Below are 26,531 nucleotides of genomic sequence, written 5' to 3'. Positions count from 1 at the left end.
ATAGGGGCGCTTTGTGATATGAGCGCATTATTTTGCGTGCCGCGGAATGTGCCAGTTTTTGCCGATCACCACGTGCATAAGGTGTCAGTTCCGGTGCGTCACACCCTATGCGCGTGGTTCTAATCAGCGTACCACCAGACCTCGGGCATGTATTGCGGGCCATCGCCGTAGATCGGCAGAGTTTCGGGGTATTTCAGCGCACTGACATGGGCGATGCGGCCGACGTCGAAGCTCCAGATCGGGATCACGTATCGGCCCGCCGTCAGAACGCGGTCGAGGGCGCGGGTGGCGGCCACGAAATCCTCGCGGCTTTCCGAAGCCAGCATGGAGTCGATCATCCCGTCAACAGCGGGTGAGGAGACGCCCATCAGGTTGCGCGTGCCCGGTGCATCAGCGGACTCGCTGCCCCAATAGAGGCGCTGTTCATTGCCTGGTGACAGTGACAGGGCACGGCGGAACGGGGTCATATCGAAATCTAGCTCAGATACCCGCCCGGTATATTGCGCATTGTCGACACGCTCAGTCGTGACCTGAATGCCCAGACGCTCCAGCGCGCGCGTGTAGATCTCGACCGCTGTCTGCATCTCACCATCGCCTTGTTGCAGCAGAACGGTGATCTGAAACGGCTCGCCCGCTGCATTGCGCAGTACGCCGTCCTGAATGGTCCAGCCAGCCTCGGCCAGCAGTTTTACCGCCTTACGCAGGTTCGCGCGGTTTCGGGCTGAACCGTCGCCCTCGGGTGGGGCGTAGCCTTCAAGCGTTCCGGGGATCAGGTCTGCGCTATAGGGCGCCAACAGTTCCGCAACGCGACCTGTCGCCCGTCCCGGTTGCATCGCCAGATCAGAGCCCGAGAAATAGGATGAGATCCGCGACTGCGCGCCGCCGGTGATCGTGTCGTTTATGAACTCGAAGTTGAAGGCCAGCGTCAGGGCTTCACGCACGCGCCAGTCATCGAACGGAGCTTTGCGAGTATTCATCACCAGCCCGGTCATGCCCGAGGGCTTGCCATGCGGGATCTCGGTCTTGATCACATCGCCACGTTGAACGGCGGGGAAGCTGTACTGCGTGTCCCATTTGTCGGCGTTGAACTCGCGCACGGCCGAAAGCTCTCCGGCTTTAAAGGCTTCGAATAGGACGGTGGCATCGCCGTAGAATTCAATCCGGATGTCATCGAAATTCATCGTGCCACGGCGAAACGGAACATCAGCGCCCCAATAGTCCGGATTTCTGCGCAGGTTCACATAGCGCCCTGCCTCATAGTCCTCGACTACATATGGGCCGCTTCCAACAGGAACGTCGTGCAGCTCGGCGTCGGCAAAATCCTTACCTTCCCATTGGGCTTTCTGAAGGATCGGACGCAGCCCCACGATCAATGCAAGTTCGCGGTCAGCCTCGTTAAAGCTGATCCGGACCGAGCGCGGACCGGTCTGTTCGATACTGTCGATCTTGGACCAGAGACCGCGATAGCGCAGTTGCCCTTCGGTCCCGAGGGTTTGAAAAGACCAGATCACGTCGTCAACTGTGACCGGGGTGCCGTCGGAGAATCGGGCCTCATCTCGGAGTGTAAATTCCACCCAAGACCGGTCTGGCGCAGTCTCAACCGATTCGGCTAACAGCCCGTAAAGAGTGAAAGGTTCGTCCCAGGAGCGGCCCATCAGGCTCTCGTGGGTCCAAAATCTTAACTGCCACGGAGGGGTGCCTTTTTGCACAAACGGGTTCAAGCTGTTAAAGCCGCCGGTGTTTCCGAAAACGACTTTGCCGCCCTTGGGCGCCTCTGCGTTCGCATAGGGTAGAGACACAAAATCCGGTGGTAAGGCCGGGTCGCCATACATAGCTATGCCATGAGTCGATTCTGCCTGTGCCAGTGAGGACGCAAAAAGCAGGGCGATTCCCGCTGCCAAACCACGAAGCGGGTGTGAAAAATACGGGCTCATTTTGGAAACAATCCTGCTCTGGCCTTATTTTGTTGGGATTCATCGTAGCGATGATTTTTCTTGTTTTCAAACTTTTAGCTTGGACGAAAGCACAGAATTGCTTATAAAGGTCTCACTGCTCGATAGGTTTCTTGCCTGTATGAAACCTGCCTCAATAACTTAACGCCCGCTTCGTGCGGGCGTTTTTTTTGGCAGATTTGCAGCCACTCATTCTGCAGTTCCCCGTTTTCTTTGCAGGTGCAGCATGGCACTCTGCGTGCCAGGTGAACTCAGAGGAAATGCAATCATGAGCCTTTCGGGAAAAACGGCTATCATCACAGGATCAAATTCGGGCATCGGTCTGGGCATCGCGCGCGAGCTGGCAAAGGCCGGGGCGGATGTGGTTCTGAACTCGTTCACGGATCGAGATGAAGATCACGCGTTGGCGGCGGAGATTTCGAAAGACACCGGTACAAGCGCGCGCTACGTTCAGGCCGACATGTCCAAAGGGGATGAATGCCGCGCCCTGATTGAGAAGGCGGGCTCCTGCGATATTCTGGTGAACAATGCGGGTATTCAGCATGTGTCCCCGATTGACCAGTTCCCGATCGACAAATGGGACGCGATCATTGCGATCAATATGAACTCGGCCTTCCATACGACCGCAGCCGCCTTGCCGTTGATGCGCGCGAGTGGGTGGGGGCGCGTCGTGAACATCGCCTCGGCTCATGGTTTGACGGCCTCTCCGTTCAAAGCGGCCTATGTGGCGGCCAAGCATGGTGTTGTTGGCATGACCAAGGCCGTCGCGTTGGAAACCGCGCAAGAGCCGATCACCTGCAATGCGGTTTGTCCGGGCTATGTGCTGACCCCTCTGGTCGAGGCGCAGATCCCCGACACGATGAAGGAATACAATATGAGCCGTGAGGACGTGATCAAGAACGTCATGCTGGAGCGGCAACCGTCCAAGGAATTTGCAACTGTTGAACAACTGGGCGGGACGGTTCAGTTCCTCTGCTCGGAGGCGGCGGCGCAGATTACGGGGACGACGATCTCGGTCGATGGTGGCTGGACGGCTTTGTGAGCTTGCATGGGGGCTCTGCCCCCACACCCTCGGGTTATTTTTTGGCTAGATGAAGAGGCGGAACCATGAAGCGGATCAATCTGGCTTTGCAGGGTGGTGGAGCGCATGGAGCGTTCACTTGGGGTGTCCTCGACCGGCTTCTGGATGAAGAGGATATCGAGGTTGCGGCGATCACCGGAACCTCGGCCGGGGCTTTGAACGGGGCTGCGTTCAAGTCCGGTATGGTTGCAAACGGGCGTGAGGGCGCGCGGGCCCGGCTGGACGGATTGTGGAAACGCATGGGGGCTCTTGGCGATATGCGAATTGCCAACTGGTTCAGGGGGCTGGAGCCGGCGAGCATCGCGCAGGCGATGGAGTATTCGCTGCCTTACTCTATTGGAGATGCGTGGTCCCGGATGGTGTCGCCCTATGCCTATGGTCCGTTCTATTCGAACCCGCTGGAATCCGTGGTGGATCGGTTCAACTTTGATGAGGTATGTGCCGATCAGGGGCCACGTCTGTTTGTGTGCGCCACTTCCGTGCGCAGCGGCAAGATCCGTGTGTTTACGGGCGATGAGATCTCGACAAATGCGATTTTGGCTTCGGCCTGTTTGCCTACGCTGTTCAAAGCTGTTGAGATTTACGACCCTGAAACCGACAGGACCGAGGCCTATTGGGATGGCGGCTTTACCGGCAACCCGGCGATGTACCCGCTGTTCGAGGGTGACCTGCCCGATGATGTGGTGATCGTGAATATCAACCCTTTGGAACGGGACGAGTTGCCGGTTACGCCGCAGCAAATCCAGAACCGGATTAATGAAATCAGCTTTAACTCATCCCTGTTTCGCGAGCTGAGGGCGATCAATTTCGTTCAGCGGCTGCTGGAAGAAGGCAAGCTGAAAGCCGGTGAGATGAGCCGCGTTTTGGTGCACATGATTGCGGATAATGAGCTGATGAACAGCTTGTCTGTGGCGACCAAAACGGTGCCCAATCCGGTAATCCTGCACAAGTTGAAGCACGCGGGCCGCGACGCGGCAGATGGGTTTCTGGCGCGCCACAAGGATGATCTTGGACAGCACAGTACCGTCGATCTGCCCGCGATGTTCGGCTGATCACTCGGGCGGCTGCGTCGGGTCTTTTTCGTTGGGATAGACCAGACCGGCTGAGATTACGAGCTTCGCAGCCTCTTCAATCGACATGTCCAGGAGGATCACATCCTCTTCCGGGAAGAACAGCAGAAAGCCGGAAGTTGGGTTGGGCGTTGTCGGGATGAATATGCTCAGGAGGTTGCCACCTGTTTCGGCGCGATTGCTAACCTCACCCCTTGCTGTGGTCGAAACGAACCCGATGGCCCAGATGCCACGGCGTGGATATTGCACCAAGCAGGCTTTCTCGAAAGAACGTTCGGTCTGCGCGAACACCGTCTCCGAGATTTGTTTGATCCCGGAATAGATCGAGCGGACGATCGGCATGCGGTCGACGAGGCTCTCGGTGAACGAGATGAAGGACCGGCCCAGAATTCCTTTGGCAACCCAGCCGACCAGAATGGTGAAAACCAGGAAGATAATGACGCCGACGCCGCGCAGGTTGATGCCCACATATTCTTCGGGGCGGAACTGCTGTGGCACCAGCGGCAGAACGGCGCTGTCGATCCAGCCCACGACGGACCAGATCAGCCAGATTGTCAGCCAGACAGGCGCAATGACAACGATACCCGTCAGGAACGAAGCGCGCAGGCGCGAGAACAGGCCGGGGCGGCGATGTGGTTCTTCGTCAAACGGTGTATTCATTACAGGTCCGAGTGGTTTGCAAAACTACCTAAGCAGTCCGATGCGCCGGTGCAATAGGGCAGGTTTACGCGCCGTTTACCAGTGCCTTAGCAATATTCGCCGCTAATCGTGCGTTGTTGCGCACCAAGGCGATGTTCGCGGTGAGTGAGCGGCCCTCGGTCTTTTCAAAGATCCGTTGCAGCAGATAGGGCGTAACTGCCTTGCCAGTGATCCGATGTGCATCGGCATCCGCCTGGGCTGCGGCGATGATCGGGGCCAGTTCCTCGGCCGGGATCTGGTCTGCAGCTGGGATCGGGTTCGCGACCAGCTGACCGCCCGGCAGGCCCAGCGCGCGGCGTGTCGCGTGGGCCTTGGCGATGGCCTCGGCGCTTTCCATGCGCAGCGGTGCGGCATAGGGGGATTGCGCGGACCAGAAGGCGGGGAAGGCGTCCTGACCATAGGCGATGACCGGAACGCCCAGCGTTTCCAGTACTTCCAGCGTTTTGGCCAGATCGAGGATCGCTTTGGCACCCGCCGCCACGACCGTCACCGGGGTTTGACCCAGCTCATGCAGGTCGGCTGAGATGTCAAACGTGGTCTCGGCCCCCTGATGGACGCCTCCGATCCCGCCGGTGGCAAAGACCTCGATCCCCGCATATTGCGCGGCGATCATGGTTGCGGCCACGGTTGTGGCCCCGGTTCCGCCGGTCGAGATACAGGCCGCCATATCCGCGCGTGAGATTTTCGCGACGCCCTGAGCCTGGCCCAAGGCCTGCAGCTGGTCGGGTTCAAGGCCCACATGCAGCACGCCTTCGATCACAGCCATGGTGGCTGGCACAGCTCCGGCATCGCGGATGTCCTGTTCCACCTGCGCGGCGACTTCAACATTCTGGGGGTAGGGCATGCCGTGGGTAATGATGGTGCTTTCCAGCGCCACGATTGGGTGGCCTGCGTCTTTCGCGGCGCGGACCTCGGCAGAGTAGTGGATAGGGATCACAGCGGAGTTTCTCCTGAAACGTAGGTTGCAGCGGCGTGGAGCGCGCGGGTCAAAGCCGTTTGCGCGTCGGCGCCGTCTGATTCTGAAGCGATATGAGCGGCCATGAACGTGTCACCAGCGCCGGTCACGCGGGTCACAAGCACGGAAGGAGGTGTCTGGGTCAGAACGCCCGAGGCCGAGCCCACGGTGGCCGAATTGCCGCCATCGGTGACGAGAACGCGCAGCGCGCCCCGGTCCAGCAGGCCTTTGGCGGCGGATTCGGAATCGGTAAACTCGCGCTGGCACAGCAGGCCAGCCTCCTCGAGGTTCACATAAAGCGTCGCGCGGGCGTGTTTGAGGAAGGGCAGTAGACGTTCAGCCTTGCCAGGCGAGGCCGGTGCAACCCGCAGGTCCGCCTTGGCGAAGGCGGGGCTTTGGGCGATTTCTTCCAGCAAGTCCAGCGTCAGGTTGCCGTCCAGCGCAATCGGCCCTTCGAACGGCGTGTTCTCATAACCCAGCGGCCCGTGCATCAACGGGCGCAGGATTTTCGCGCCTGAAGCCTCAAGCGAGTGGGCGTCAGCGATGGCCGCGATCAGGCCGTTGGCCCCTTCGACCGCCATGTAGCGATCGGTCGGCAGGTCTTGCGAGCGGTAGATATGGTCGGTGACCATGCCGAGCCGGGCGCAAGCGTGGACCAGCTCGTCACCCTCCGGGTCGCGGCCAATGGCGGTCAGCAGGGTTGGGGTCATGCCAAACCGCACCAGCGTCATGGCGATGTTCATGGCAACGCCGCCAGGCAGGCGGGTGATCCGCCCCGGCACGTCCGATCCTTGCCGCATGGCACTTGCCGAGCGTCCGATCACGTCCCATAGGACCGAGCCGATACACAGGATTTTACTGTTCTGAGTCATGTAGGTGTCATGCCGCAGCACCGAGGGCCGTGCAAGCCAGAACGTCAGCGATAACAGAGATAAGGCCTTTGTGTTCCGGTCCGTATTCGTTTCGACTTGCGATCCGATGCGTTCGGCGGGACACTCGATGTGTATGATTGATAATTTTATTGATGAGCGTCGCAGATGAGCGGTATTTTCCGTTTCCTCCTGATATTGCCTGCTTTTCTGGTCCTTTCGACATGGTCCGCGAAGGCGCAGACCCCTCCGACGATTGTCGAGTTCTGGACGAAGGCAGACACTCTGTTTCTTGAGGTCACGTTGAATGCCGAGATGTTCTTGGCCGGGGTCGACCCCGAAACCCGCCCGGATTTTGCCGATGACGCGCGGTACAGAGAGTTGCGCCGACGGGTCTCCTCAGAGCTGGAGCCTGAGGTCCGGTCGTTTGTCAAAAACTGGGCCGAGACGCTGCAGGTCGAACTCGCAGGCCCGGCCCGCCTGTCCTATGAGGGCGTGCGCATTCCCATTGTCGGGGATCCCGATACTCAGCGCCTTTCAAAGCTGCTGCTGGCCACGCCGCTGCCGGAGGGCGTGTCCAGTCTGCGCCTAACATGGCCCGAGGGGCACGGGCCTGCCGTCGTGAAACAACAGCGTGTCAACGCACCCTACACGGGCTATCTGGTCGCCGGAGAGGTCAGCCCGCTGATCCCGTTGCAAGGCGGTGCTGCGCTTGGCCCGCAACAGGTGCTGCAGGTGTTTCTGCCAAAGGGGCTGACCCGAATCCTTCCGCATGGCTACCACGAGATCGTCCTTGTTCTGCCGCTGGTCTTTATGACCCTCAGCCTGCGTCCGCTGTTGGCGCAGTTGCTGTTTGTGTCCTTCGGGCTGATCTTCGGTCTGGCGCTTTCGGTCTACGGCGCGGTTGCGTTGCCCTCTGCAGTCGCGTCTCAGGCGCTTACCGCCGCAACCCTCGTTTTGGCGCTGTGGAATTTGGCTCTCAGGCGTCTGACCGTATTCCGTCTGCTGGCCGTTTTCGGGGCCGGATTGTTGTGTGGGATCGCGCTCAGCACTTCGCTGGCGACGATTGGGGTGCCACCGGATCATTTGCCGCCCGCGATATTCGGCTATGCGGGCGGAGTACTGGTAGCGCTTTACGCCATAGCTGCCGCAGTTTTTGCGGTCTCCGCTCTGATCGCCGGCGCGTCCGAGAGGATGCGAGGCCGGATATCGGTTCTGGCTTCGATCCTGATTGCGGGAATTGCCGTCTATTGGTTGGCCGAGCCCCTGATACTCAGCTAGTCAAATGGGACAACAGGTCGTTCAGAGCGGCCGACGGGTCCTCGGCCGACCAGATTTCATCACCTATGCCGAAGAAATCCGTATGTGGGGTCAGGTCGCGGATAAGGTCTGGGGTCAGGCCGCCCTCGGCAACAACCGGGACCTCGATCATCTCCGACCACCACTGGAATAGGTCCTTTTCTGCCAAGGTTCCGTCGCCCAGAGAAGACGCTCCGACCGGGCCGAAGGCGACATAGTCGACGCCCGCTTCGCCAGCCGTCATGCCGTCATGGCTGGAGGCCCCACAAAAGCTGCCGACAATCGGATCTGCGCCCAGCTCTTTGCGTGCAGCCCGGACCGAGCGCGCCGCATCGTCCAGATGCACGCCGTCCAGCCCCAGCCGTTGCGCTAGCAGAACGTGGTTCGAGATCACGATGGCCACGTCCCGCGCATGCGCAACCTCGCGGCAGGCATCTGCGGCGCGGGCGATCGTGTCCTCGTCATTCCCAGCCAAGGCCAGCCGGATGCAAGCAATCTCGGTCCCGTCCAAAACTCGCGCCAATTGGTCGGGGAAGGTGCTAAGCGTGATGGTCGGCGGTGTGATCAGATAGATCTGCGGCTGCTCGGGGGTGTCCATTAGCGCGTCCTTCGCTTTCATTCTTTGGCGCGGTTTAGCGGATTGAGCGCGGGAAGCAAACTTTTAAGCCCACCAAGCTGGTATTTGCGAACAGAAGAAGAGGATCGGGTTGCCCTGATGGGGCTGGGTGATTAGAGCAGGCGGAACTTTCGGAGACAGACATGCCTAGTGACACCTCTCAGCCTTCCTTTGTGCTCGTGCGCCCGCAAATGGGCGAAAACATCGGGGCCGCCGCGCGGGCGATGTGGAATTTCGGGCTGGACCGGATGCGGATCGTGGCCCCTCGGGACGGGTGGCCGAACCCGAAGGCGGTGGCAATGTCCAGCGGCGCTGGTCGGCTTCTGGATGAGGCGCAATTGTTTGACGATCTGGCAGGGTCGCTGTCCGACACCACCTTTGTGTTTGCGACCACCGCACGGCAACGCGGGTTGACCAAGCCGGTCTACAGCCCGGAACGCGCCATGCAGATCGCGGCTGAAAAGGTTGCCGCCGGTGAAAAGGTGGCGGTTCTGTTTGGCCCCGAACGTGCGGGGCTTGAGAATGAGGATATCGCCAAGGCCAATGCCATCATCTCGGTGCCCGTGAACCCGGAATATGCCTCGCTCAACCTTGGGCAATGCGTGCTGCTGACCGCTTATGAGTGGATGCGTCAGACCGGTGATGTGGTGCATGAGGCCACCGATCTGGGCAAGGGCGACTGGGCGACCGGCATCGAGGTCGAGAAACTTGTTGAGCACTATGAAGATCGGCTGGAAGAGGCGGGTTTCTTCTACCCGCCGGAAAAGGCCGAGGGCATGAAGACCAATCTGCGCAACCTGTGGTCGCGGATGCGGATGACGCGGGCGGATGTGCAGATGTTGCACGGTGTCATGCGTCAGATGGTCCGTTGGAAAGACAAAGGGTAAGGCTGGACCTTGCCCCTCACTGGCCCTAGCTTGCGACGAAATCCAGAGCTTGCGACCAAATCCAGGACATATGAGGACAGCATGAGCGCAAAGCGCAGCATCTTCGAAGAAGTCTCAGACACCGAAAAACAACAGGCCGTTCAACCCGGTATGATCGACAAGGGCCGTGGCGGGGCACGCAAGACGATCCGGGCGTGGCTGATGATCCTGTTCGCTCTGGTCGTTGTGATGATCGCCGTGGGTGGCCTGACCCGGCTGACCGATAGCGGGCTGTCGATCACCGAATGGCGTCCGATCACCGGGGCCATCCCGCCGATGACCGAAGCCGAATGGCAATCCGAATTCGACAAGTACAAGGAAATCGACCAGTGGCGCATCCAAAACCAGTGGATGGAGCTGACTGATTTCAAATTCATCTACTGGTGGGAATGGGGCCACCGCCAATTGGGCCGCGTGATCGGCTTGGTTTGGGCGATTGGCTTCTTTGGCTTCCTGATCGCGCGCAAAATCCCCACGGGTTGGACCGGAAAACTCCTGATCCCCGGCGCCTTGGGTGGCGTTCAGGGTGCTGTCGGCTGGTGGATGGTCGCCTCGGGTGTGACACAGGGCGAAGGCATGACGGCCGTTGCAAGCTATCGTCTGGCGACGCATCTGGGCTTGGCCTTCGTGATCCTTGGGTTCCTCGCGTGGTATATCTTTGAGCTGGGCCGAGATGAGCGCGACCTGATGCAGGCCCGCCGAGCGAAAGAGGCGAAACTGTTCTCGCTCTCGACCGGCCTCCTGCATTTCACCTTTTTGCAAATCCTCATCGGTGCGCTGGTCGCCGGGATTGACGCCGGTCGGTCCTACACCGACTGGCCGCTGATCGGCGGGCAGCTTTTGCCGCCAGATGCGACCATGCTGGAACCGATGTGGCGCAACTTCTTCGAAAGCCCGGGTCTGGTGCAGTTCATCCACCGTTGCGCAGGATATCTGCTGTTCATCTTCGCCATCATCGTCTGGCGTCGGGGGCAGGGCAGCGCCCATGCCCAGACCCGTTTTGCCTTCAACGCAGCCTTCGCAGCCTTGTCGCTGCAGGTGGTGGTCGGGATCGTCACGGTCGTCTACGCAGCCCCGTGGCAGATCGCCATTTTCCACCAATTCATGGCCGTCGTGGTCTGGACCCTGATCCTGCGCGCGCGCTTCCTGAGCGGCTATCCCATTGCAACCTCAATCCGTGGAGCATGACCCGATGAGCGCCTTTGACGACCTGATGGCCTTTCAACGTGAAACCTCGGCCCTTGGTCAGATCGCTGGCCGGCTCGGCTGGGATCAGGAAACCATGATGCCGCGCGGAGCTGCCCCGCAACGGGCCGAGGAAATGGCCGCGATCGAGGCCGTTTTGCACGCGCGCAAGTCCGACCCGCGCGTGGCCGAATGGCTGGACCAGGCCGACGCGAGTGATGCCTCGGGTCAGGCCCAGCTACGTGAGATCCGTCGGTCTTATGAACGTACCATCAAAGTTCCTGCCGATCTGGCCAAGGCGCTTGCGCGGGTGACCTCTGCCGCGCAAGGCAAATGGGCGCAGGCGCGTGCGGATGAGGATGTCTCGGCCTTCCTGCCCGTGCTGGAAGAAGTGGTCGCGCTGAAGCGCGAGGAAGGGGCCGCGCTGGCGCAGGGCGGTGACGTCTATGACGCCATGGTCGAGGACTATGAACCTTATACGGCCGGAGCGCAGATTGCCGAGATATTCGATCAGATGCGCCCCCGGTTGGTAGCGCTGCGGGCAGCGGTTCTGGATCGGCCCGCCCCAAGGGCGCTGGACGGCTCTTTCGACGAAACCGAACAGATGCGCCTGTCACAAAAACTGGCGCTTGCGTTCGGCTATGACCTGAACCGAGGCCGCGTCGACAAGGCGGTGCATCCGTTCAGCTCGGGCAGCGGCTCGGACGTGCGGATCACGACCCGGACCAGCGTGACTGACCCGTTCAACTGCTTCTACTCAACTATTCATGAGGTTGGTCACGCCGCCTATGAACAGGGCATCAACCCCGACTACGCGCTGACGCCTCTGGGGCAGGGTGTGTCGATGGGTGTGCATGAAAGCCAAAGCCGGATCTATGAAAACCAGCTTGGGCGCTCGCGTGCCTTCACCGGATGGCTGTTCACCCAGATGCGCGACGCGTTCGGAGATTTCGGGATCGCGGATGCCGACGCCTTCTACGCGACTGTGAACCACGTCCAAAACGGCTATATCCGGACCGAGGCGGATGAGGTGCAATACAACCTGCACATCATGCTGCGCTTTGATCTGGAGCGTGCGTTGATGGCCGGAGACCTACAGGTCTCGGAACTCGAGGCCGCGTGGGACGACCGCTTCAAGGCGGATTTCGGCTATGCGGTCGACAAGCCCTCGAACGGATGTTTGCAGGATGTGCATTGGTCCGTGGGGCTGTTCGGCTATTTCCCGACCTATTCTCTAGGCAACGTCTATGCCGGGTGTCTCTATCAGGCGCTGCGCGGCGCTGTGCCGGGGCTGGATGGCCAATTGGCCGAAGGCGATACCTCGGGCGCGACCGCATGGCTGCGCGAAAACGTCCAGCAATATGGCGGGCTCTACGCCCCGCGCGAAGTCATCCAGCGTGCAAGCGGTGTTGAACCGGGGCCGGACCCGCTGCTGGGCTATCTTGAGCAGAAATTCGGCGCGCTTTACGGGCTGTAACGCGGGCCGCTCACGTTGCCGTGTGCCTGCGTGGTGTTCCGCGCGGGATTGGCTAGGGTAGGGCATCTGACCCCGGCGGAGACGACTGTGCCCTTCACATCTTTGGTAAAACCCCGGCTCGCCGAAATTATCACCAGCCGAGGTCTGCAAAACGCGCGTCGTGGCCTGCACGAACTTGGTCGTAGGGCGTGTGGTGCGCGACGCGAGGTTCACTATTTTCACGATGCGTCAGACCCGTATTGCTCACTGACAGCGCAGGTTTTGCCAGCATTCGAGGCGCGCTATGACCTTGCGCTGCGCCCGCATTTGATCTCAGGCCCGCCAGCAGAGGCGGTTCCTGATCCGAAAGCGAATCGCGAGAACGCGCTCAAAGATGCAACGCGCTTGGCGCAAAAGCTGGATTTGGACGCGCCAAAGGCGGCTGGCTTGCCGCCAGAGGTCAACGCTCATCTGGCCGCCCATCTTGGAGAGCCGGATTTCGCGCAACATCTCAAAGCCATTAGCGCCGCCCAATGGGCTGGGCGGGATTTACCTGCGGGCAAACAGAGTGATCCCGCCGCTGCTATGCGCGCCGGGGATCAGGCGTTGCGGGCGAAAGGGCACTACCTCGGCGGCACGTTTTACTACGGCGGCGAATGGTACTGGGGTGTGGACCGGCTGCACTATCTTGATGAAAGGTTACAGAGCGCCGGGCTGGGCACCGGCCCTCTTTTGGTACCGCCCCCAAGGCCGGTGCTCGACGGCCGTGCCGCGACCCCGAAAACTCTGGAGTTCTTTTTCTCATTCCGCAGCCCGTATTCCTATCTGGCTTTTGACCGGGTTCAGCATTTGGCGGAACAATGCAATGCGGAACTGATCCTGCGCCCGGTGCTGCCGATGCTGATGCGCGGCTTGCCGGTGCCCAAGGCGAAATCCCGATACATCCTGCAGGATTGCACGCGTGAGGCGCGGCGGCTGGGTATCCCGTTTGGCCGCATTAACGACCCCTTGGGTAGCGGGGTCGAGCGCGGCTATGCCTTGTTCGACCACGCCGAATCCGAAGGTCGGATGGGAGCGTTTTGCTCTGCCTTCATGCGCTCAGTTTGGTCCGAGGGCGTGGATGCGGCCAGCGACAAGGGCCTCTCTCACATCGTAAAGGCCGCAGGTTTGAATTGGACAACGGCGCGCGATGAGCTGACATCCCAGACTTGGCGTCGGCGGGTTGAGCAGAACCAAAACAGGCTGCAAGACGTTGGCCTTTGGGGTGTTCCCAGCTTCCACGTCGACGGTCAGAGCATTTGGGGTCAGGATCGGCTCTGGGCTGTGGCTGATCTATTGGGCACTGAATCAAAACAGGCGCTGCCCGGGTCCGGTTAGCGCCTGTTTCATGTGCTCTAGCCGAAAGATTATTCTTCGGCCTCGTCCTCATCGCCCTGATCGGCGATCCAGGCGACGCTGACGACCTCTTCGCCTTTACCGGTGTTGAATACCCGCACGCCGCCGGCGCTGCGGGACCGGAAGGAAATGCCATCGACCGGCACGCGGATCGACTGACCTTTTGAAGTGGCCAGCATGATCTGGTCATCAATCTCGACCGGGAACGAGGCGACAAGTTCGCCGCCGCGCATCGCCTTGTCCATTGCGGCAACGCCCATGCCGCCGCGCCCACGGACAGGGTAGTCATGGCTGGAGCTCAGTTTGCCTGCACCGCCCGCTGTGATAGTCAGGATCAGGTTCTCCGCGGCCGACATCTCGGCATAACGTTCCTGAGGCAGAACGCTGTCGGCATTGCCTTCATCCTCATCGCCCTCGGCCTCATCGGTGACGCCAGCCATCAGACGGCGCATCTTGAGATATGCGGCCCGCTCATCCGAGGTCGCATCGAAATGGCGGATGACGGACATCGAAACCACTTCGTCATTGCCGGAGAGGCGCACACCACGCACACCGACCGAGGAGCGGCTGTTGAACACCCGCACATCGGTCGTCGGGAAGCGGATTGCACGGCCGGATTTGGTGACCAGCATCACATCATCCTCTTCCGAGCAGATGCGCGCGTTGATCAGCTTCGTCTCGGCATGCTCATCCTCGAACTTCATGGCGATCTTGCCGTTGCGCTTCACATTGGTGAAGTCCGACAGGCGGTTACGCCGCACTGTGCCTGCGCTAGTGGCGAAGACGACCTGAAGGTTCTCCCATTCCTCATCCGGTACATCCACGGGCATGATCGCAGCGATGGAGACTCCGGTCGGGATCGGCAGGATGTTGACGATCGCCTTGCCCTTGCCGGTCCGTCCCGATTGCGGCAGGCGCCACGTCTTGAGCTTGTAGACCATCCCGTCGGTCGTGAAAAACAGCAGCTGCGTATGGGTGTTGGCCACGAAGAGGGTGGTGACCACGTCCTCTTCCTTGGTCTGCATCCCCGACAGGCCCTTGCCGCCACGCTTCTGCGCCCGGAAATCGGCTAGAGGCGTACGCTTGATATAGCCGCCCGAGGTGACAGTCACGACCATATCTTCGCGTTCGATCAGGTCCTCGTCTTCCATGTCGCCGGACCAATCGACGATCTCGGTGCGACGGGGTACCGCGAACTGATCTCGTACTTCGCGCAGCTCATCGCCGATGATCGACATGATGCGTTCGCGCGAGGAGAGGATATCCAGGTATTCTTTGATCTTGGCAGCCAGTTGCTCCAGCTCATCCGTGACCTCTTTGACGCCCAGTTGGGTCAGGCGCTGCAGGCGCAACTCAAGGATAGCGCGGGCCTGAACTTCGGTCAGGTTATAGGTGCCGTCGTCGTTCATCTTGGACAGAGGATCGTCGATCAGGCGCAGATAGCCTTCGATCTCGGCCGCAGGCCAACGGCGGGTCATCAACTTTTCGCGCGCCTCGGCCGCGTCGGCTGACGACCGGATGGTAGCAACAACTTCGTCCACGTTCGACACGGCCACCGCTAGACCACACAGGATATGGCTACGCTCACGCGCCTTGCGCAGATCATAGGCGGTGCGGCGGGCGACCACATCTTCGCGGAAGTCGATGAAGGATGTCAGGAACCGGCGCAGGGTCAGTTGCTCGGGTCGGCCACCATTCAGGGCCAGCATGTTGCAGCCAAACGACGTCTGCATCGGCGAGAAACGATAAAGCTGGTTCAATACCACCTCGGGCGTTGCGTCGCGCTTCAGTTCAACGACCACGCGCACGCCGTTGCGGTCGGATTCGTCCTGCACATGCGCCACGCCTTCGATGCGCTTTTCGCGCACCGCTTCGGCGATCTTTTCGATCATCGAGGCTTTGTTAACCTGATAGGGGATCTCATCCACGACAATGGCGTAGCGATCCTTGCGCAGTTCCTCGACACGTGTCTTGGCGCGGATGATAACGCTGCCACGGCCCTCCAAGTAGGCCTTGCGCGCACCGGACCGGCCCAGCATCACACCGCCAGTCGGGAAGTCGGGGCCGGGGACGTATTCGATCAACTGCTCGGACGTCAGGTCCGGGTCGTCGATCAGCGCCAGCGTGGCGTCGACCACCTCACCCAGATTGTGCGGAGGGATATTCGTGGCCATACCCACGGCGATACCGCCAGCGCCATTGACCAGCATGTTCGGGAAGCGGGCGGGCAGGACGGTCGGTTCTTTGTCTTTGCCGTCGTAGTTGTCCTGAAAATCGACCGTCTCTTTTTCAATGTCCGCCAGCAGGGCGGCGGCGGGCTTGTCCATCCGCACTTCTGTGTAACGCATGGCCGCCGGGTTGTCGCCGTCCATCGAGCCAAAATTGCCCTGACCATCCAGCAACGGCAGCGACATCGAGAAATCCTGCGCCATCCGCACCAGCGCGTCATAGATCGCGCTGTCGCCATGCGGGTGGTATTTACCCATCACATCGCCGACCGGACGGGCCGATTTGCGATACGCCTTTTCATGCGTGTTACCGGTCTCGTGCATGGCGTATAAAATCCGCCGATGCACGGGTTTCAGGCCATCGCGCAGATCGGGGATCGCGCGGGAAACGATGACCGACATGGCATAGTCCAGATAAGACGTGCGCATCTCGGATTCGATGGAGACCGTCGGGCCGTCATAGACAGGGCGCTCGGGCGGGGTTTCATCCATGTTTTCAGGTGTTTCTGGCGTATCGCTCACGTAAACTGCTCGTTTCTTGTGCAGACTCTATATTTTGTGGTTCTACTCTATCAGACCCAGCACATAAGGTGCAAGCAAGCAACGAATCCGCGCGTGAAAATCCAAAGTAACACTCGGGTAACATCTTGTTATACAACTGTTAGGTGGTTTTGCTGCTATCATGGAGAGACCCTGAATGAAATCGGAGGTCTGAATGCAGCAAAGCGAAACCGAATTAATGCTGAAGGGATACGGTCTGACGACGGCGGAATTCTTCTACCGTATGCCCGACTATATCCATGTCCTGAACACGTTCATCTGGCAGGAATATGATCTGGCGCCGGATCATCCGAAACTGTTCGAATTCATCGACTTTTGGCAACGAGAGATTGAGGGGCCTTTGCACTCGGTCAAATTCACCCATCGCAAGATGATCGCGCCGGGGGAGTGGCGCAATATGGTGGGTGAGTTCCGCGTGAACTGACGCCTTATCCCGCCCGCCACGCGTAGACCGAACACCCGGTTGAGCCCGAGCTGGTGAAGCTGTTGCCATCTTCAGCCAGACGACCGCGCCATTGAACGGTGATGCCGGGGAAATAGTCGGTGCCGCTGATCTGTTGGTCATTCACATAGATCACCGTGTTGGCTTTTTGACCCAGCGAGTCGGTGAGGCTTCCGGTGTATTTGTTGCCACCGGCATGAGAGTAGCGCACTGTTCCGGTCACTTTGACGACCACCGCGCAAGTGGCCTTGAACTGCCAGGTGCCAGCCATCGTCACACTCGCCGACACAGACGGCGCAGGGGCCGGTGTGGGGGACGGTGCAGCGACGACCTTGCAGATCGTGCCGCTTTTACCCTGCAACTCCTCCAGCGCGTGCTGAGTTCCCAAATCATCTGCCCCTAATTGCGATGCGCTCGCTTTACGGTAGCGCGCAAAGGCCTGGCGGGTACGTGGTCCAGCGACACCATCTGCGCCTCCGGCACTGCAGCCCAACGCGTTCAGGGCCGATTGCGTGGCGCGCATCACTTCGCGCGAATCTGATATGACGGGGGTGTCGGGGGTTTCGGGGGCCGGAGTGCGCTCTGTCTCGATCGGCAATTCGACCGAGGCAAGGCTGTCGCGCAGCTGCAGAGCCACCTCATAAGAGTAGTTCTCGGACTGATCCTCGTATTTCTCCAAAAATGCGTCCAGCGCCGTCACCGTCCCGACCGAGCGCGCAAGCTCTAGATCTGCGCGCATGTCATCTGTCGGGGGCGTTGGCGCGTTCCGCGGGACCGTTGCGACAGCTGGGGTGAAATAGAACTCTCCCAGCAACTCATCATAGTAGGCGGGGATTTGCGTGTGCTGAACAGTGCGGGACAGGTCGCGCACCTCGCGCCGCAGGTCCGAGACCATGCTGCGCAGCTCAAGCCCCGGTTCTGACAGGCGCGGCAGCAATGCGCGGGTGAAGACTGAGTTCTTCGCGGGTTCATCATCGCTCAGGCGGTCTAGCGCCATCTGGCCGGCCCCGGCCGAGAAGATCACGAACATACCCTCAGGCGCGTTGATGCGCCCCAGCCCGCGGGTGCGCCCGACACTGCGTCCGGACACGGTTTCAAACGGATTGTCGCGGCAGGCGTCTATAATTGCGATTGAGGTGCGCGCACCGGTGGCGCGGACGCGGTCCAGCAGGTTCGACAGGGCGATAGATTCGGATTTCACGAAATCGGTCTCACCGGACGTGGGCGCGACAATATCGGTGGGCAGCAGGTAATTCTCTCCGTCGATCTCGACCCCGTGACCGGCGAAGAACACAAAAGCAGTGTCGCCAGCCTCAAGCCGGGCCGTAAAGTCCGCGATTTTCTGGTTCATACCGCGCCGGTCGAGGTTGAGACCTTGGATGGTTTCAAAGCCCAGATTTTCCAGCTTGTCGGAAACCGCCTCGGCATCTGCGACAGCTTTCTTCAGATCAACGACCGAGTTGTATTGATCATTGCCGATGACCAGAGCCAAACGCTCTTGCGCCCAAAGCGGGGCGGCGAAACATGCAAACAGAAAAAACAGAAACTTGTTCATCTCAACAACCCAAACTGGAATGATCCTGCTACATCTATAGCGGAAAACCGCCGCGTCCCTCAGTGATTTGGATTACTTTGGCTGTACCCATCGAATAAGAGGCGGTTTTCAGGTCATGCGACGGAAAAAAGAAGTGCTAATGATTGCGCTAACATTGGACATGACCTTAGGGGCAGGTTAAGGACAACTCATGGTTTCACGCGTCATTCCCGTCGATCCTTTCGATCTGGTCATTTTCGGCGGCACCGGAGATCTTGCGCAGCGCAAGATCCTGCCCGCTTTGTTTCGCAGGTTCTGCGCGGGGCAATGGCCCGAAAGCGCGCGCATCATTGCGGCTGCGCGCAGTGAGCTTTCGACGAATGCATTCCGGACCCTCGTGGCCGAGTCGTTGCGGAGCTATGCGCCCAGACGGTCGGGCGAGGTTGAGAATCTGCAGGGTTTCCTGCAGCGTCTCGACTATGTCAGGCTTGATGCGCTTTCAACCGGCGGGTGGGATGAGCTTGCAGGCAAACTGACCCCGGACCGCGTGCGGGCGTTCTATTTCTCGGTCGGTCCCAGCCTGTTTGCCCCTCTGGCCGAACGTATCCGCGCGCATGCGCTTGCGACCGAGGATACTCGGATCGTGGTAGAGAAACCCTTTGGCCACGATCTGGACAGCGCTCGAGATTTGAATGCGACGCTGGCGGCGCATTTTGACGAAGGACAGATCTATCGGATCGACCATTATCTGGGGAAAGAAACCGTCCAGAACCTGATGGCCGTGCGGTTTGGCAACATGCTGTTTGAGCCGCTCTGGAACAGCCAATACGTCGATCACATCCAGATCACGGTGGCCGAGACAGTCGGCGTCAAAGGGCGCGAGGATTATTATGAGCGCGCCGGAGCCATGCGCGACATGGTGCAGAACCACCTGATGCAATTGCTCTGCCTTATCGCGATGGAACCACCCGCCAAGTTCGATCCGGACGCTGTACGCGACGAAAAGCTCAAGGTCATCCGCGCGCTTGATCCGGTTGAGCCGCACCACATTGTACGCGGGCAGTTCGCCGCCGAGGCTGAAGGGTCAGGCTATCGCGAGGTTGTCGGCAATCCCCGCTCGACCACGGAAAGTTACGTGGCCTTGAAGGCGCATATCAGCAACTGGCGATGGGCCGGGACGCCGTTCTACCTGCGCACCGGTAAGCAGCTGGTGGCGCGGTCCTCGGTGATCAACGTGCAATTCAAGGACGCGCCGCATTCGATATTTGGCGAGGCAGCAGGGCGACACGCCAATGCCTTGTCGATCCGGTTGCAACCGAATGAGGGGATCACCTTGAAGGTGACCATCAAAGAGCCGGGGCAAGGTGGAATGCGTCTGATCGACGTCCCGCTAGATATGAGCTTTGCCGAGGCGCTCGGTCCGGAAAATCAGGACCCGCCCGATGCCTATGAACGGCTGATCATGGACGTGATCCGGGGCAACCAGACCCTGTTCATGCGTGGTGATGAGGTCGAGGCCGCCTGGGCCTGGACCGATCCGATCATCGCCGGATGGCAGGCGCGGGGCGATGTCCCCAAACCCTATGACAGTGGCAGCACAGGGCCGGGCGACGCCGAGCTGCTGATGAAACGAGACGGTCGCCACTGGCAAGGAATCAAGCCATGAATATTCAGGAATATGCCGACCGCGACATGTTGGCGATCGACGTGGCCAACGCATTGGCCGGAGAATTAGAGGCCGCTTTGTTGCATGACGACACGGTGGCCCTTGCGGTGCCGGGCGGAACGACTCCGGGGCCGGTTTTCGATGTCCTCTGTGCCGCAGATCTGGACTGGGCGCGGATACGCGTGCTGCCGACCGACGAACGCTGTGTGCCTGCAGACAGTGACCGCTCGAACGAGCGTCTGATCCGCGAACGCCTTCTGACCAACCGCGCCTCGGTGGCGCAATACGTGCCGCTCTACGTCCCGGGGGCCGCACCCGAGGACGCTCTGCCTGAGATCGAGTCATTGATCGCACCGGTTCTGCCTTTGTCGGTACTGGTGTTGGGGATGGGAGGCGATATGCACACAGCCTCACTGTTTCCAGGAATGCAGGGGCTGGCTGAGGCGCTGGACAGCAACGCGCCGACACTGGCCGTGGCGAGGACGGATGTGCAACCGGAACCGCGTATCACCCTGACGGCTCCGGTCCTAGATGGGGCCTTGTCGAAACATCTGATCATCTACGGCGCCGAGAAGCGGGAAGCGCTGGAGAAGGCCATGTCTCTACCCCCCGAAGAGGCCCCAATTGCGGCTGTGTTGGGCGGCATGACCGTTCATTGGGCGGAGTGAGCCATGCAGCTGGATAGATTGAAAGCACTGGCAGCATCGCAACAGGCCCGCATTCTCGACCTGTTCGAGGCGGACGCGGATCGGGCACAGAATTTCTCCGCCTCAACCGGCGATATGCTGTTCGACTACTCAAAAACGCAGATCGGCGGCGAGATCCGGGATGCTCTGATCCAACTATGTGACCAAGCCGATCTGGAAGCACGCCGCGAGGCGATGTTTTCTGGCCAGAAAATCAACGAGACCGAAGATCGCGCGGTGTTGCACACGGCGTTGCGAAACCTGGACGGCGACGCGGTGCGGGTCGATGGTCAGGATGTGATGCCGGACGTTTTGGACACCTTGCAGCGGATGCGTGTCTTCGCCGAGGAGGTGCGCGGAGGCACCGCTGCCGGGGCAGGGGGCAGCTTTACCGATGTGGTGAATATCGGTATCGGAGGCTCGGATCTGGGGCCGGTGATGGCGACCCATGCGCTGTCGCCCTACCATGATGGGCCGCGTCTGCACTATGTCTCGAACGTCGATGGCGCGCATATCGCGGATACGTTGCGGCAGTTGGACCCGACCCGGACACTGGTGATCGTGGCCTCGAAAACCTTCACGACGATTGAAACCATGACCAACGCCCGCACCGCGCGGGCATGGATGAGCGAGGGCGGAGGAGACCCCGCCAAGCAGTTCGCCGCCGTCTCAAGCGCGTTGGACAAAACGCAGGACTTCGGCATCCCCGAGGACCGCGTATTCGGTTTCGCAGATTGGGTGGGAGGGCGTTATTCTGTCTGGGGTCCTGTCGGTTTGCCGGTTATGGTCGCGATCGGCTCGAACGCGTTCGATGCGTTCCTGCGGGGCGGGCAAGCGATGGACATGCATTTCCGTTCGGCCGATTGGGCCGAGAACGTTCCGGTTATGCTGGCTTTGGTCGGAATCTGGCATCGTCAGGTGCTGGGCCATGCCAGTCGAGCGGTGTTGCCCTACGACCAGAGGCTGCTGCGCTTGCCGGCTTATTTCCAGCAGCTTGAGATGGAATCGAACGGCAAATCGGTCGCAATGGATGGCAGCGCGCTGACAGTGCCGTCCGGGCCTGTTGTCTGGGGTGAGCCGGGCACCAATGGCCAGCATGCCTTCTACCAGCTGATCCATCAGGGCACCGACGTAATCCCCTGCGAATTCATGGTCGCCGCCGAAGGGCATGAGCCTGAACTGGCCCATCACCACCGCCTGCTTCTGGCCAATTGCCTCGCGCAGTCCGAGGCTTTGATGCGCGGCAGGTCTTTTGACGAAGCCAGCGCCCGAATGGCGGCCAAAGGCTTGACGGGCGATGAACTCGACCGTCAGGCGAGGCATCGGGTCTTTCCAGGCAACCGGCCCTCGACCACCTTGATCTACCCCAAACTGACGCCGTTTGTGTTGGGTCAGATCATAGCGCTTTATGAACATCGGGTGTTCGTCGAAGGCGTTCTTCTGGGCATCAATTCCTTCGATCAATGGGGCGTCGAGCTGGGCAAAGAACTTGCCACCTCACTCGGGCCGATCGTGGACGGAGAAGAAAGCGCGGACGACAAGGACGGCTCGACTGCGGCCTTGGTCGCCTATGCCCTGCGTCACCGCAATTGACGTGGTGAAACGCGGCCCGGGGCAATCTCGGGCCGCAATCTTTTTATTGTCAGACAAATAATTGCTTGGCAGGGTTCTTCCCAATGAACCGTCATGATTGATCGCCCGGCCACAGGCTCGCGTATCACTCAAAGCACGGAATGGCCGCCGACAGCGTGGCCTGAACAAAAAAGGGAGGATGCCCATGCTGGGACAGATGATGACGCAGCCCTTGCTGATCTCGTCACTGATTGATCACGCCGAGCGCTACCACGGTCAGACTGAAATCGTGTCGGTTGAGACAGACGGCACCGTAACGCAAACCAATTGGTCCGAAGTGGCACGCAACGCTCGCCGGTTGGGATCGGCATTGACCAAGCTTGGACTGGAACCACAAGACCGCATCGGAACCCTGGCCTGGAACAACCGCCGCCACCTTGAGAACTACTACGCGACTTCGGGTGCCGGTTTCGTGTGTCACACGATCAATCCACGCCTCTTCCCCGAACAGCTGACCTACATCATCAACCACGCCCAGGATCGCGTTCTGTTTTTTGATGCCACCTTCATCCCTCTGGTCGCAGCGTTGCAAGAGGGGCTGGGCGAGGTTCATCACTTTGTGCTGATGGGCCCCCGGGATGATGAAGCGGCGGCTCAGATCGACGGGCTGCAATTCTATGATGAATTGATCGAGACGGGTGATGCCGATTTTGCATGGCCGGACTTGGATGAAAACACGGCGTCCGGCCTGTGCTACACCTCGGGCACAACGGGCCATCCCAAGGGGGTGCTGTACTCGCATCGCTCGACCGTGCTGCATGGCTTTGCCTCGAATGCGCGAGACGTCATTGGCTATTCGGCGATGGATGTCGTGATGCCTGTGGTGCCGATGTTCCATGTCAATGCATGGGGGTCGCCCTATGCCTGTGCCATGTCCGGCTCGCGCATGGTTTTGCCTGGGCCAGGCCTGCATGGTGAGGCGCTGGTCAACCTGATTGACAGCTATGGCGTGACGGTCGCAATGGGTGTTCCCACGATCTGGCAGGGCCTTCTGGCCCATGCCGCGCAATCCGGCAGCAAACTCGCCAGCCTTGATCGCACCGTGATCGGAGGTGCCGCTTGCCCACCCTCGATGATCGAAACCTTCCGTGAGGTCTACGACGTCGATACCGTCCACGCGTGGGGCATGAGTGAGATGAGCCCGCTGGGCACAACCAATGTCCCGATTGCCAAACATCGCGACCTGCCGATCGACGAGCAGCACCGCCTACGCGAAAGCCAGGGGCGGCCTCCTTATGGGGTTGAGTTGAAGATCGTGGATGACGACGGCAATGATTTGCCCCATGACGGCGAAACCCAGGGCGACCTGATGGTGCGCGGCCCGTGGGTACTGGACAGCTATTTCCAGATGCAGGACGAGGCGCTTTTGCAGGACGGCTGGTTCGCCACCGGCGATGTCGCAACTCTGGATGCCGACGGCTACATGACGATCCGCGATCGGTCCAAGGATATCATCAAATCGGGCGGCGAATGGATCAGCTCGGTCGAGTTGGAAAACATCGCGGTCGCCCATCCAAAACTCGCCACAGCCGCCGTGGTTGGTGTGGCGCACCCCAAATGGGATGAGCGCCCGATTCTGGTCGCCGTGAAGGCCGAGGGAGAGGAGCCGTCAGAGGACGAACTGCTGTCCTTCTTCGATGGCAAGATCGCCAAATGGCAAGTGCCGGACAAGGTTGTGTTCATCGACGCTCTGCCGTTGAACGCAACGGGAAAGGTGCTGAAACGGACCCTGCGCACGCAGTTTGCCGACGTTTTGACGGAGTGATCTGGGAGAATTGGCTCCGGCGGTAGGGATCGAACCTACGACCAATTGATTAACAGTCAACTGCTCTACCGCTGAGCTACGCCGGAACGGTTCGCGCCGTATAGCAAGCTGTTTTCATGGCGTCTAGATCATCTTGTGGGATTTTGAGTAAATTTATCAAACAGGCCGCTTCTCCTCGGTACTGATCTCTTCAGACTTCGGTTCAACCCCCTGTTCGTTTGCCGCGAGAAAGAATTGCAATTTGCTATCGTCGTTCGAAAAAGGCGCAAGAAGTACGCCAAATACGGCACTCGTCGGCATAAAACGCAACAGCCGTTTCGAGACAGTGTTTGTCAGGCTTGAACACTGGCGTTGCGAAATAGAGCGATGCGACCGATGACTCAAAAACCTCTTCCTAGACCATCGCCCTGGCTTTGACACTCATTTAGCTGCAAAAGAACTCAATGAGTTCAAAACCAAAGGTCTCTGCGCGTATTTTAGCACGCTTGACCTTGATTTAGTTTTCTTTTGTTTGTCAGCTGCGGAGCGCAGTATCTGGTTCAAATCACTGTCGTTCATGATACTTTTCTTTGGAGATCAGTTAGATGCATTGTAACAACTTGGAGACCGAATTGAACACAGCTCAGCTCAAGAAACCAGTTCTGACTATGCCTTATGACGTGCAGGAAGTACTGCGCGAGCATTATCAAAAATCTTCTGTCATTCTGGAGTATGGATCCGGGGGATCCACTGTATTGGCAGGGGAATTGGAGAATAAAAAAGTCTTTAGTGTGGAAAGTGATCAATACTGGGCCCAAATGATGCATCGGTGGTTCCAGGAAAATCCTCCTAAGACGAGTACTGAAGTCAATATTTCATGGGTGAACATTGGGAAGACAAAGAAATGGGGTTTCCCGGAAAATACGAAGGAATCGAACCTGTTTCCCAGATACCCATTGTCAATTTGGCAAAGCGATGGGTTTCAGCATCCTGATGTAGTGCTGGTGGACGGACGGTTTCGCGTCGGTTGTGCCCTGGCGACGGCTTTTAACATCAAGCGACCGGTGACACTTTTGTTTGATGACTACCTTCACCGCCCGCGTATGCGCGCTGCCGAAGAGTTTCTTAGGGCTCCGAAGTTTGTCGGTCGGATGGCGATTTTTGACGTTGAGCCTATGGAAATTCCAGTAGATCGGTTGGTTCGTGTGATTCGTTTGTTGACAACCGCCTAGTCGAATCCTTCGACCCCACGTTGTGTGGCTCTGTAGGTGCTATGATTTGTTCATAGGCGTTAGGATAGTGTGGGTTCTACCAAACGGAGGCGGTGGGCTTTATTGTCCGATTAATACCCGAAAAAGCTCTAACCCTATTTGTCTTTTTCTCACCAAGACCTGCGAAGGTTCTACGCAGAGGAAAACTAACCAACTTGCTGAGAAGATTGGCTCCGGCGGTAGGGATCGAACCTACGACCAATTGATTAACAGTCAACTGCTCTACCGCTGAGCTACGCCGGAACTGAGGGGCGTATAACAACCCCGATTTTTGACGTCCAGAGGGGAAGCGCGAGAAATCTGAATTTTTTCACGCGCTCACGAAAGTCGCCGGAAAACCGCATCTGATGCAAGGGCGCCATCGTAGGTGACCTTGGATTTTCCTGCCAAATCAATCAAATGCGCCAGGACGTTACGCTCGGCTGCAGGCAGTAGGGCTTTTGGGGTTTCGGTGTAGATACGCTCGGCCAATTGCCGGGCCGAGCCTTGCCGATCTGCCAGCGCCGCCAGGATTTGTGCTTCTCGTCCTAGCCTATGCTGAATCAACCACTCCAACCGCTCAGCAGGGTTTTCGATGGGTGCGCCGTGACCTGAGTGAAAGACGGACCAGTCGCGCTGTTGCAGCCGGTGGCAGGCCGCCATGAAGTCGGTGAGGTCTCCGTCAGGGGGAGAGACGAGCGAGCTGGCCCAACCCATCACGTGATCCGCCGTAAAGCACACATCGCCCCAGGCCAGCGCGATATGATTGCCCAGATGGCCAGGGGTGTGGATGACCTCAAGCTGCCAGTCGTCACCTGTGACGCGTTCTCCGTCCGCCAATTCGATATCTGGCCGGAATGCGGTGTCGATGCCTTCTCCGCCTTGCACCATGCCACTCTTGGCGAGGTCGGACATGACCGGACTGCGCCCGGCCTCGGGTCCTCCGAAGGCCAGAATTGGTGCACCCGTGCGGGCCGCAAGCGGGGCAGCCAGAGGCGAATGGTCCAGATGGGTGTGGGTCACGAGGATGTGGCTGATTCTCTGATCGGGGGACAACGCGTCCAGAATCGTCTCCAGATGCACGTTGCTCAGCGGTCCGGGGTCGATCACTGCCAGATCCCGCGTGCCCAGAAGATAGGTGTTTGTGCCCCGATACGTCATCGGCGAAGGATTCGGAGCCAGAATGCGCCGCAAACCCGGATGCAACTCCTGCGCCACGCCAGCTGGCGGGTTGAATTCGTCAGGTGCCTGCATTCTGTCCTCTTTCTCTTGTCCGGGCAGCCCG

The 26,531-nt window shown here is 59.5% G+C and carries 21 protein-coding genes and 2 tRNA genes; 13 read left to right on the top strand and 10 right to left on the bottom strand.

Features of this window, described 5'->3' with window-relative positions; all coding sequences use genetic code 11:
* Window positions 1–119 precede the first annotated feature (119 nt).
* Complete coding sequence (locus tag ACR0J4_RS01670; RefSeq protein WP_170641832.1) at window positions 120–1,934, bottom strand: extracellular solute-binding protein; 1,815 nt, start codon at window positions 1,932–1,934, stop codon at window positions 120–122.
* Window positions 1,935–2,220: 286 nt separating this feature from the next.
* Here ACR0J4_RS01670 and ACR0J4_RS01665 point away from each other — a divergent pair, with 286 nt between their 5' ends.
* Window positions 2,221–2,994, top strand: a complete 774-nt coding sequence (locus ACR0J4_RS01665) for a 3-hydroxybutyrate dehydrogenase (RefSeq protein WP_170641830.1) — start codon at window positions 2,221–2,223, stop codon at window positions 2,992–2,994.
* 65 nt (window positions 2,995–3,059) lie between these two features.
* A complete protein-coding gene (locus ACR0J4_RS01660; RefSeq protein WP_170641828.1) occupies window positions 3,060–4,085 on the top strand; it encodes a patatin-like phospholipase family protein in 1,026 nt (341 codons plus the stop codon).
* Here ACR0J4_RS01660 and ACR0J4_RS01655 read toward each other — a convergent pair whose 3' ends face one another.
* From ACR0J4_RS01655 to ACR0J4_RS01645, 3 genes are all read right to left on the bottom strand, one after another.
* Complete coding sequence (locus ACR0J4_RS01655) at window positions 4,086–4,763, bottom strand: DUF502 domain-containing protein (protein ID WP_170641826.1); 678 nt, start codon at window positions 4,761–4,763, stop codon at window positions 4,086–4,088.
* Between the two features lie 64 nt (window positions 4,764–4,827).
* The gene (locus tag ACR0J4_RS01650) at window positions 4,828–5,739 is read right to left on the bottom strand and encodes a pseudouridine-5'-phosphate glycosidase (protein WP_170641824.1); all 912 of its coding nucleotides are present in this window, start codon (window positions 5,737–5,739) and stop codon (window positions 4,828–4,830) included.
* A complete protein-coding gene (locus ACR0J4_RS01645) occupies window positions 5,736–6,629 on the bottom strand; it encodes a PfkB family carbohydrate kinase (RefSeq protein WP_170641822.1) in 894 nt (297 codons plus the stop codon). Before ACR0J4_RS01645 ends, ACR0J4_RS01650 begins: the two co-directional genes overlap by 4 nt.
* A gap of 165 nt (window positions 6,630–6,794) precedes the next feature.
* Between ACR0J4_RS01645 and ACR0J4_RS01640 the strand changes: the two genes are divergently transcribed.
* Complete coding sequence (locus tag ACR0J4_RS01640) at window positions 6,795–7,907, top strand: HupE/UreJ family protein (RefSeq protein WP_170641820.1); 1,113 nt, start codon at window positions 6,795–6,797, stop codon at window positions 7,905–7,907.
* On the opposite strand, the gene ACR0J4_RS01635 is transcribed toward ACR0J4_RS01640, so the two are convergent.
* Window positions 7,900–8,523: a thiamine phosphate synthase gene (locus tag ACR0J4_RS01635; protein WP_170374331.1), complete on the bottom strand. Its 624-nt coding sequence runs from the start codon at window positions 8,521–8,523 to the stop codon at window positions 7,900–7,902. The genes ACR0J4_RS01640 and ACR0J4_RS01635 overlap by 8 nt on opposite strands.
* 161 nt (window positions 8,524–8,684) lie before the next feature.
* Here ACR0J4_RS01635 and ACR0J4_RS01630 point away from each other — a divergent pair, with 161 nt between their 5' ends.
* The 4 genes from ACR0J4_RS01630 (at window position 8,685) to ACR0J4_RS01615 (ending at window position 13,485) form a co-directional block, all read left to right on the top strand.
* Window positions 8,685–9,428, top strand: a complete 744-nt coding sequence (locus ACR0J4_RS01630; RefSeq protein WP_170373836.1) for an RNA methyltransferase — start codon at window positions 8,685–8,687, stop codon at window positions 9,426–9,428.
* 81 nt (window positions 9,429–9,509) lie between these two features.
* Complete coding sequence (gene ctaA, locus ACR0J4_RS01625; protein ID WP_170548429.1) at window positions 9,510–10,655, top strand: heme A synthase; 1,146 nt, start codon at window positions 9,510–9,512, stop codon at window positions 10,653–10,655.
* Window positions 10,656–10,659: 4 nt separating this feature from the next.
* Complete coding sequence (locus ACR0J4_RS01620; protein ID WP_170641818.1) at window positions 10,660–12,129, top strand: carboxypeptidase M32; 1,470 nt, start codon at window positions 10,660–10,662, stop codon at window positions 12,127–12,129.
* Between the two features lie 87 nt (window positions 12,130–12,216).
* Window positions 12,217–13,485, top strand: coding sequence for a DsbA family protein (locus tag ACR0J4_RS01615; RefSeq protein WP_480668274.1), 1,269 nt, complete (start codon window positions 12,217–12,219; stop codon window positions 13,483–13,485).
* 29 nt (window positions 13,486–13,514) lie between these two features.
* Here the strand turns inward: ACR0J4_RS01615 and gyrA are convergent, their stop codons facing one another.
* Window positions 13,515–16,253: a DNA gyrase subunit A gene (gene gyrA, locus ACR0J4_RS01610; protein WP_170641817.1), complete on the bottom strand. Its 2,739-nt coding sequence runs from the start codon at window positions 16,251–16,253 to the stop codon at window positions 13,515–13,517.
* Between the two features lie 193 nt (window positions 16,254–16,446).
* Here gyrA and ACR0J4_RS01605 point away from each other — a divergent pair, with 193 nt between their 5' ends.
* Window positions 16,447–16,716 (top strand): usg protein, encoded by a 270-nt coding sequence (locus ACR0J4_RS01605; RefSeq protein WP_170641814.1) that lies wholly within the window; start codon window positions 16,447–16,449, stop codon window positions 16,714–16,716.
* Window positions 16,717–16,720: 4 nt separating this feature from the next.
* On the opposite strand, the gene ACR0J4_RS01600 is transcribed toward ACR0J4_RS01605, so the two are convergent.
* The gene (locus tag ACR0J4_RS01600) at window positions 16,721–18,289 is read right to left on the bottom strand and encodes a caspase family protein (protein WP_170641812.1); all 1,569 of its coding nucleotides are present in this window, start codon (window positions 18,287–18,289) and stop codon (window positions 16,721–16,723) included.
* A gap of 190 nt (window positions 18,290–18,479) precedes the next feature.
* Between ACR0J4_RS01600 and zwf the strand changes: the two genes are divergently transcribed.
* The 4 genes from zwf to ACR0J4_RS01580 all read left to right on the top strand — a co-directional run bounded on the left by zwf (window position 18,480) and on the right by ACR0J4_RS01580 (window position 24,017).
* Entirely contained in the window at window positions 18,480–19,934 is a 1,455-nt protein-coding gene (gene zwf, locus ACR0J4_RS01595) for a glucose-6-phosphate dehydrogenase (protein ID WP_170641810.1), read from the top strand.
* Window positions 19,931–20,602, top strand: coding sequence for a 6-phosphogluconolactonase (gene pgl / locus ACR0J4_RS01590; RefSeq protein WP_170688734.1), 672 nt, complete (start codon window positions 19,931–19,933; stop codon window positions 20,600–20,602). The genes zwf and pgl overlap by 4 nt, the downstream gene beginning before the upstream one ends.
* Before the next feature lie 3 nt (window positions 20,603–20,605).
* A complete protein-coding gene (pgi, locus tag ACR0J4_RS01585) occupies window positions 20,606–22,213 on the top strand; it encodes a glucose-6-phosphate isomerase (RefSeq protein WP_170641806.1) in 1,608 nt (535 codons plus the stop codon).
* Window positions 22,214–22,397: 184 nt separating this feature from the next.
* Window positions 22,398–24,017, top strand: coding sequence for a long-chain-fatty-acid--CoA ligase (locus tag ACR0J4_RS01580; protein WP_170641804.1), 1,620 nt, complete (start codon window positions 22,398–22,400; stop codon window positions 24,015–24,017).
* An 11-nt stretch (window positions 24,018–24,028) separates the two neighbouring features.
* Here the strand turns inward: ACR0J4_RS01580 and ACR0J4_RS01575 are convergent.
* Window positions 24,029–24,103, bottom strand: a tRNA-Asn gene (locus tag ACR0J4_RS01575).
* Between the two features lie 561 nt (window positions 24,104–24,664).
* Here ACR0J4_RS01575 and ACR0J4_RS01570 point away from each other — a divergent pair.
* Window positions 24,665–25,228 (top strand): hypothetical protein, encoded by a 564-nt coding sequence (locus ACR0J4_RS01570; RefSeq protein WP_170549906.1) that lies wholly within the window; start codon window positions 24,665–24,667, stop codon window positions 25,226–25,228.
* A 207-nt stretch (window positions 25,229–25,435) separates the two neighbouring features.
* Here ACR0J4_RS01570 and ACR0J4_RS01565 read toward each other — a convergent pair.
* Window positions 25,436–25,510, bottom strand: a tRNA-Asn gene (locus ACR0J4_RS01565).
* Window positions 25,511–25,585: 75 nt separating this feature from the next.
* Window positions 25,586–26,500 (bottom strand): MBL fold metallo-hydrolase, encoded by a 915-nt coding sequence (locus ACR0J4_RS01560; RefSeq protein ID WP_170548455.1) that lies wholly within the window; start codon window positions 26,498–26,500, stop codon window positions 25,586–25,588.
* Between the last annotated feature and the right edge of the window lie 31 nt (window positions 26,501–26,531).

It is taken from the genome of Ruegeria sp. B10 (assembly GCF_056539825.1).
Note: the sequence above shows the minus strand (reverse complement) of the source record. Positions and strands in the feature narration are given on the sequence as shown.

Bases quoted from the DNA above. Each gene is read 5' to 3' on its own strand.
- ACR0J4_RS01670 (WP_170641832.1), bottom strand. From the start codon at position 1,934: ATGAGCCCGTATTTTTCACACCCGCTTCGTGGTTTGGCAGCGGGAATC.
- ACR0J4_RS01665 (WP_170641830.1), top strand. From the start codon at position 2,221: ATGAGCCTTTCGGGAAAAACGGCTATCATCACAGGATCAAATTCGGGC.
- ACR0J4_RS01660 (WP_170641828.1), top strand. From the start codon at position 3,060: ATGAAGCGGATCAATCTGGCTTTGCAGGGTGGTGGAGCGCATGGAGCG.
- ACR0J4_RS01655 (WP_170641826.1), bottom strand. From the start codon at position 4,763: ATGAATACACCGTTTGACGAAGAACCACATCGCCGCCCCGGCCTGTTC.
- ACR0J4_RS01645 (WP_170641822.1), bottom strand. From the start codon at position 6,629: ATGACTCAGAACAGTAAAATCCTGTGTATCGGCTCGGTCCTATGGGAC.
- ACR0J4_RS01640 (WP_170641820.1), top strand. From the start codon at position 6,795: ATGAGCGGTATTTTCCGTTTCCTCCTGATATTGCCTGCTTTTCTGGTC.
- ACR0J4_RS01635 (WP_170374331.1), bottom strand. From the start codon at position 8,523: ATGGACACCCCCGAGCAGCCGCAGATCTATCTGATCACACCGCCGACC.
- ACR0J4_RS01630 (WP_170373836.1), top strand. From the start codon at position 8,685: ATGCCTAGTGACACCTCTCAGCCTTCCTTTGTGCTCGTGCGCCCGCAA.
- ctaA (WP_170548429.1), top strand. From the start codon at position 9,510: ATGAGCGCAAAGCGCAGCATCTTCGAAGAAGTCTCAGACACCGAAAAA.
- ACR0J4_RS01620 (WP_170641818.1), top strand. From the start codon at position 10,660: ATGAGCGCCTTTGACGACCTGATGGCCTTTCAACGTGAAACCTCGGCC.
- ACR0J4_RS01605 (WP_170641814.1), top strand. From the start codon at position 16,447: ATGCAGCAAAGCGAAACCGAATTAATGCTGAAGGGATACGGTCTGACG.
- ACR0J4_RS01600 (WP_170641812.1), bottom strand. From the start codon at position 18,289: ATGAACAAGTTTCTGTTTTTTCTGTTTGCATGTTTCGCCGCCCCGCTT.
- zwf (WP_170641810.1), top strand. From the start codon at position 18,480: ATGGTTTCACGCGTCATTCCCGTCGATCCTTTCGATCTGGTCATTTTC.
- pgl (WP_170688734.1), top strand. From the start codon at position 19,931: ATGAATATTCAGGAATATGCCGACCGCGACATGTTGGCGATCGACGTG.
- pgi (WP_170641806.1), top strand. From the start codon at position 20,606: ATGCAGCTGGATAGATTGAAAGCACTGGCAGCATCGCAACAGGCCCGC.
- ACR0J4_RS01580 (WP_170641804.1), top strand. From the start codon at position 22,398: ATGCTGGGACAGATGATGACGCAGCCCTTGCTGATCTCGTCACTGATT.
- ACR0J4_RS01570 (WP_170549906.1), top strand. From the start codon at position 24,665: ATGCCTTATGACGTGCAGGAAGTACTGCGCGAGCATTATCAAAAATCT.
- ACR0J4_RS01560 (WP_170548455.1), bottom strand. From the start codon at position 26,500: ATGCAGGCACCTGACGAATTCAACCCGCCAGCTGGCGTGGCGCAGGAG.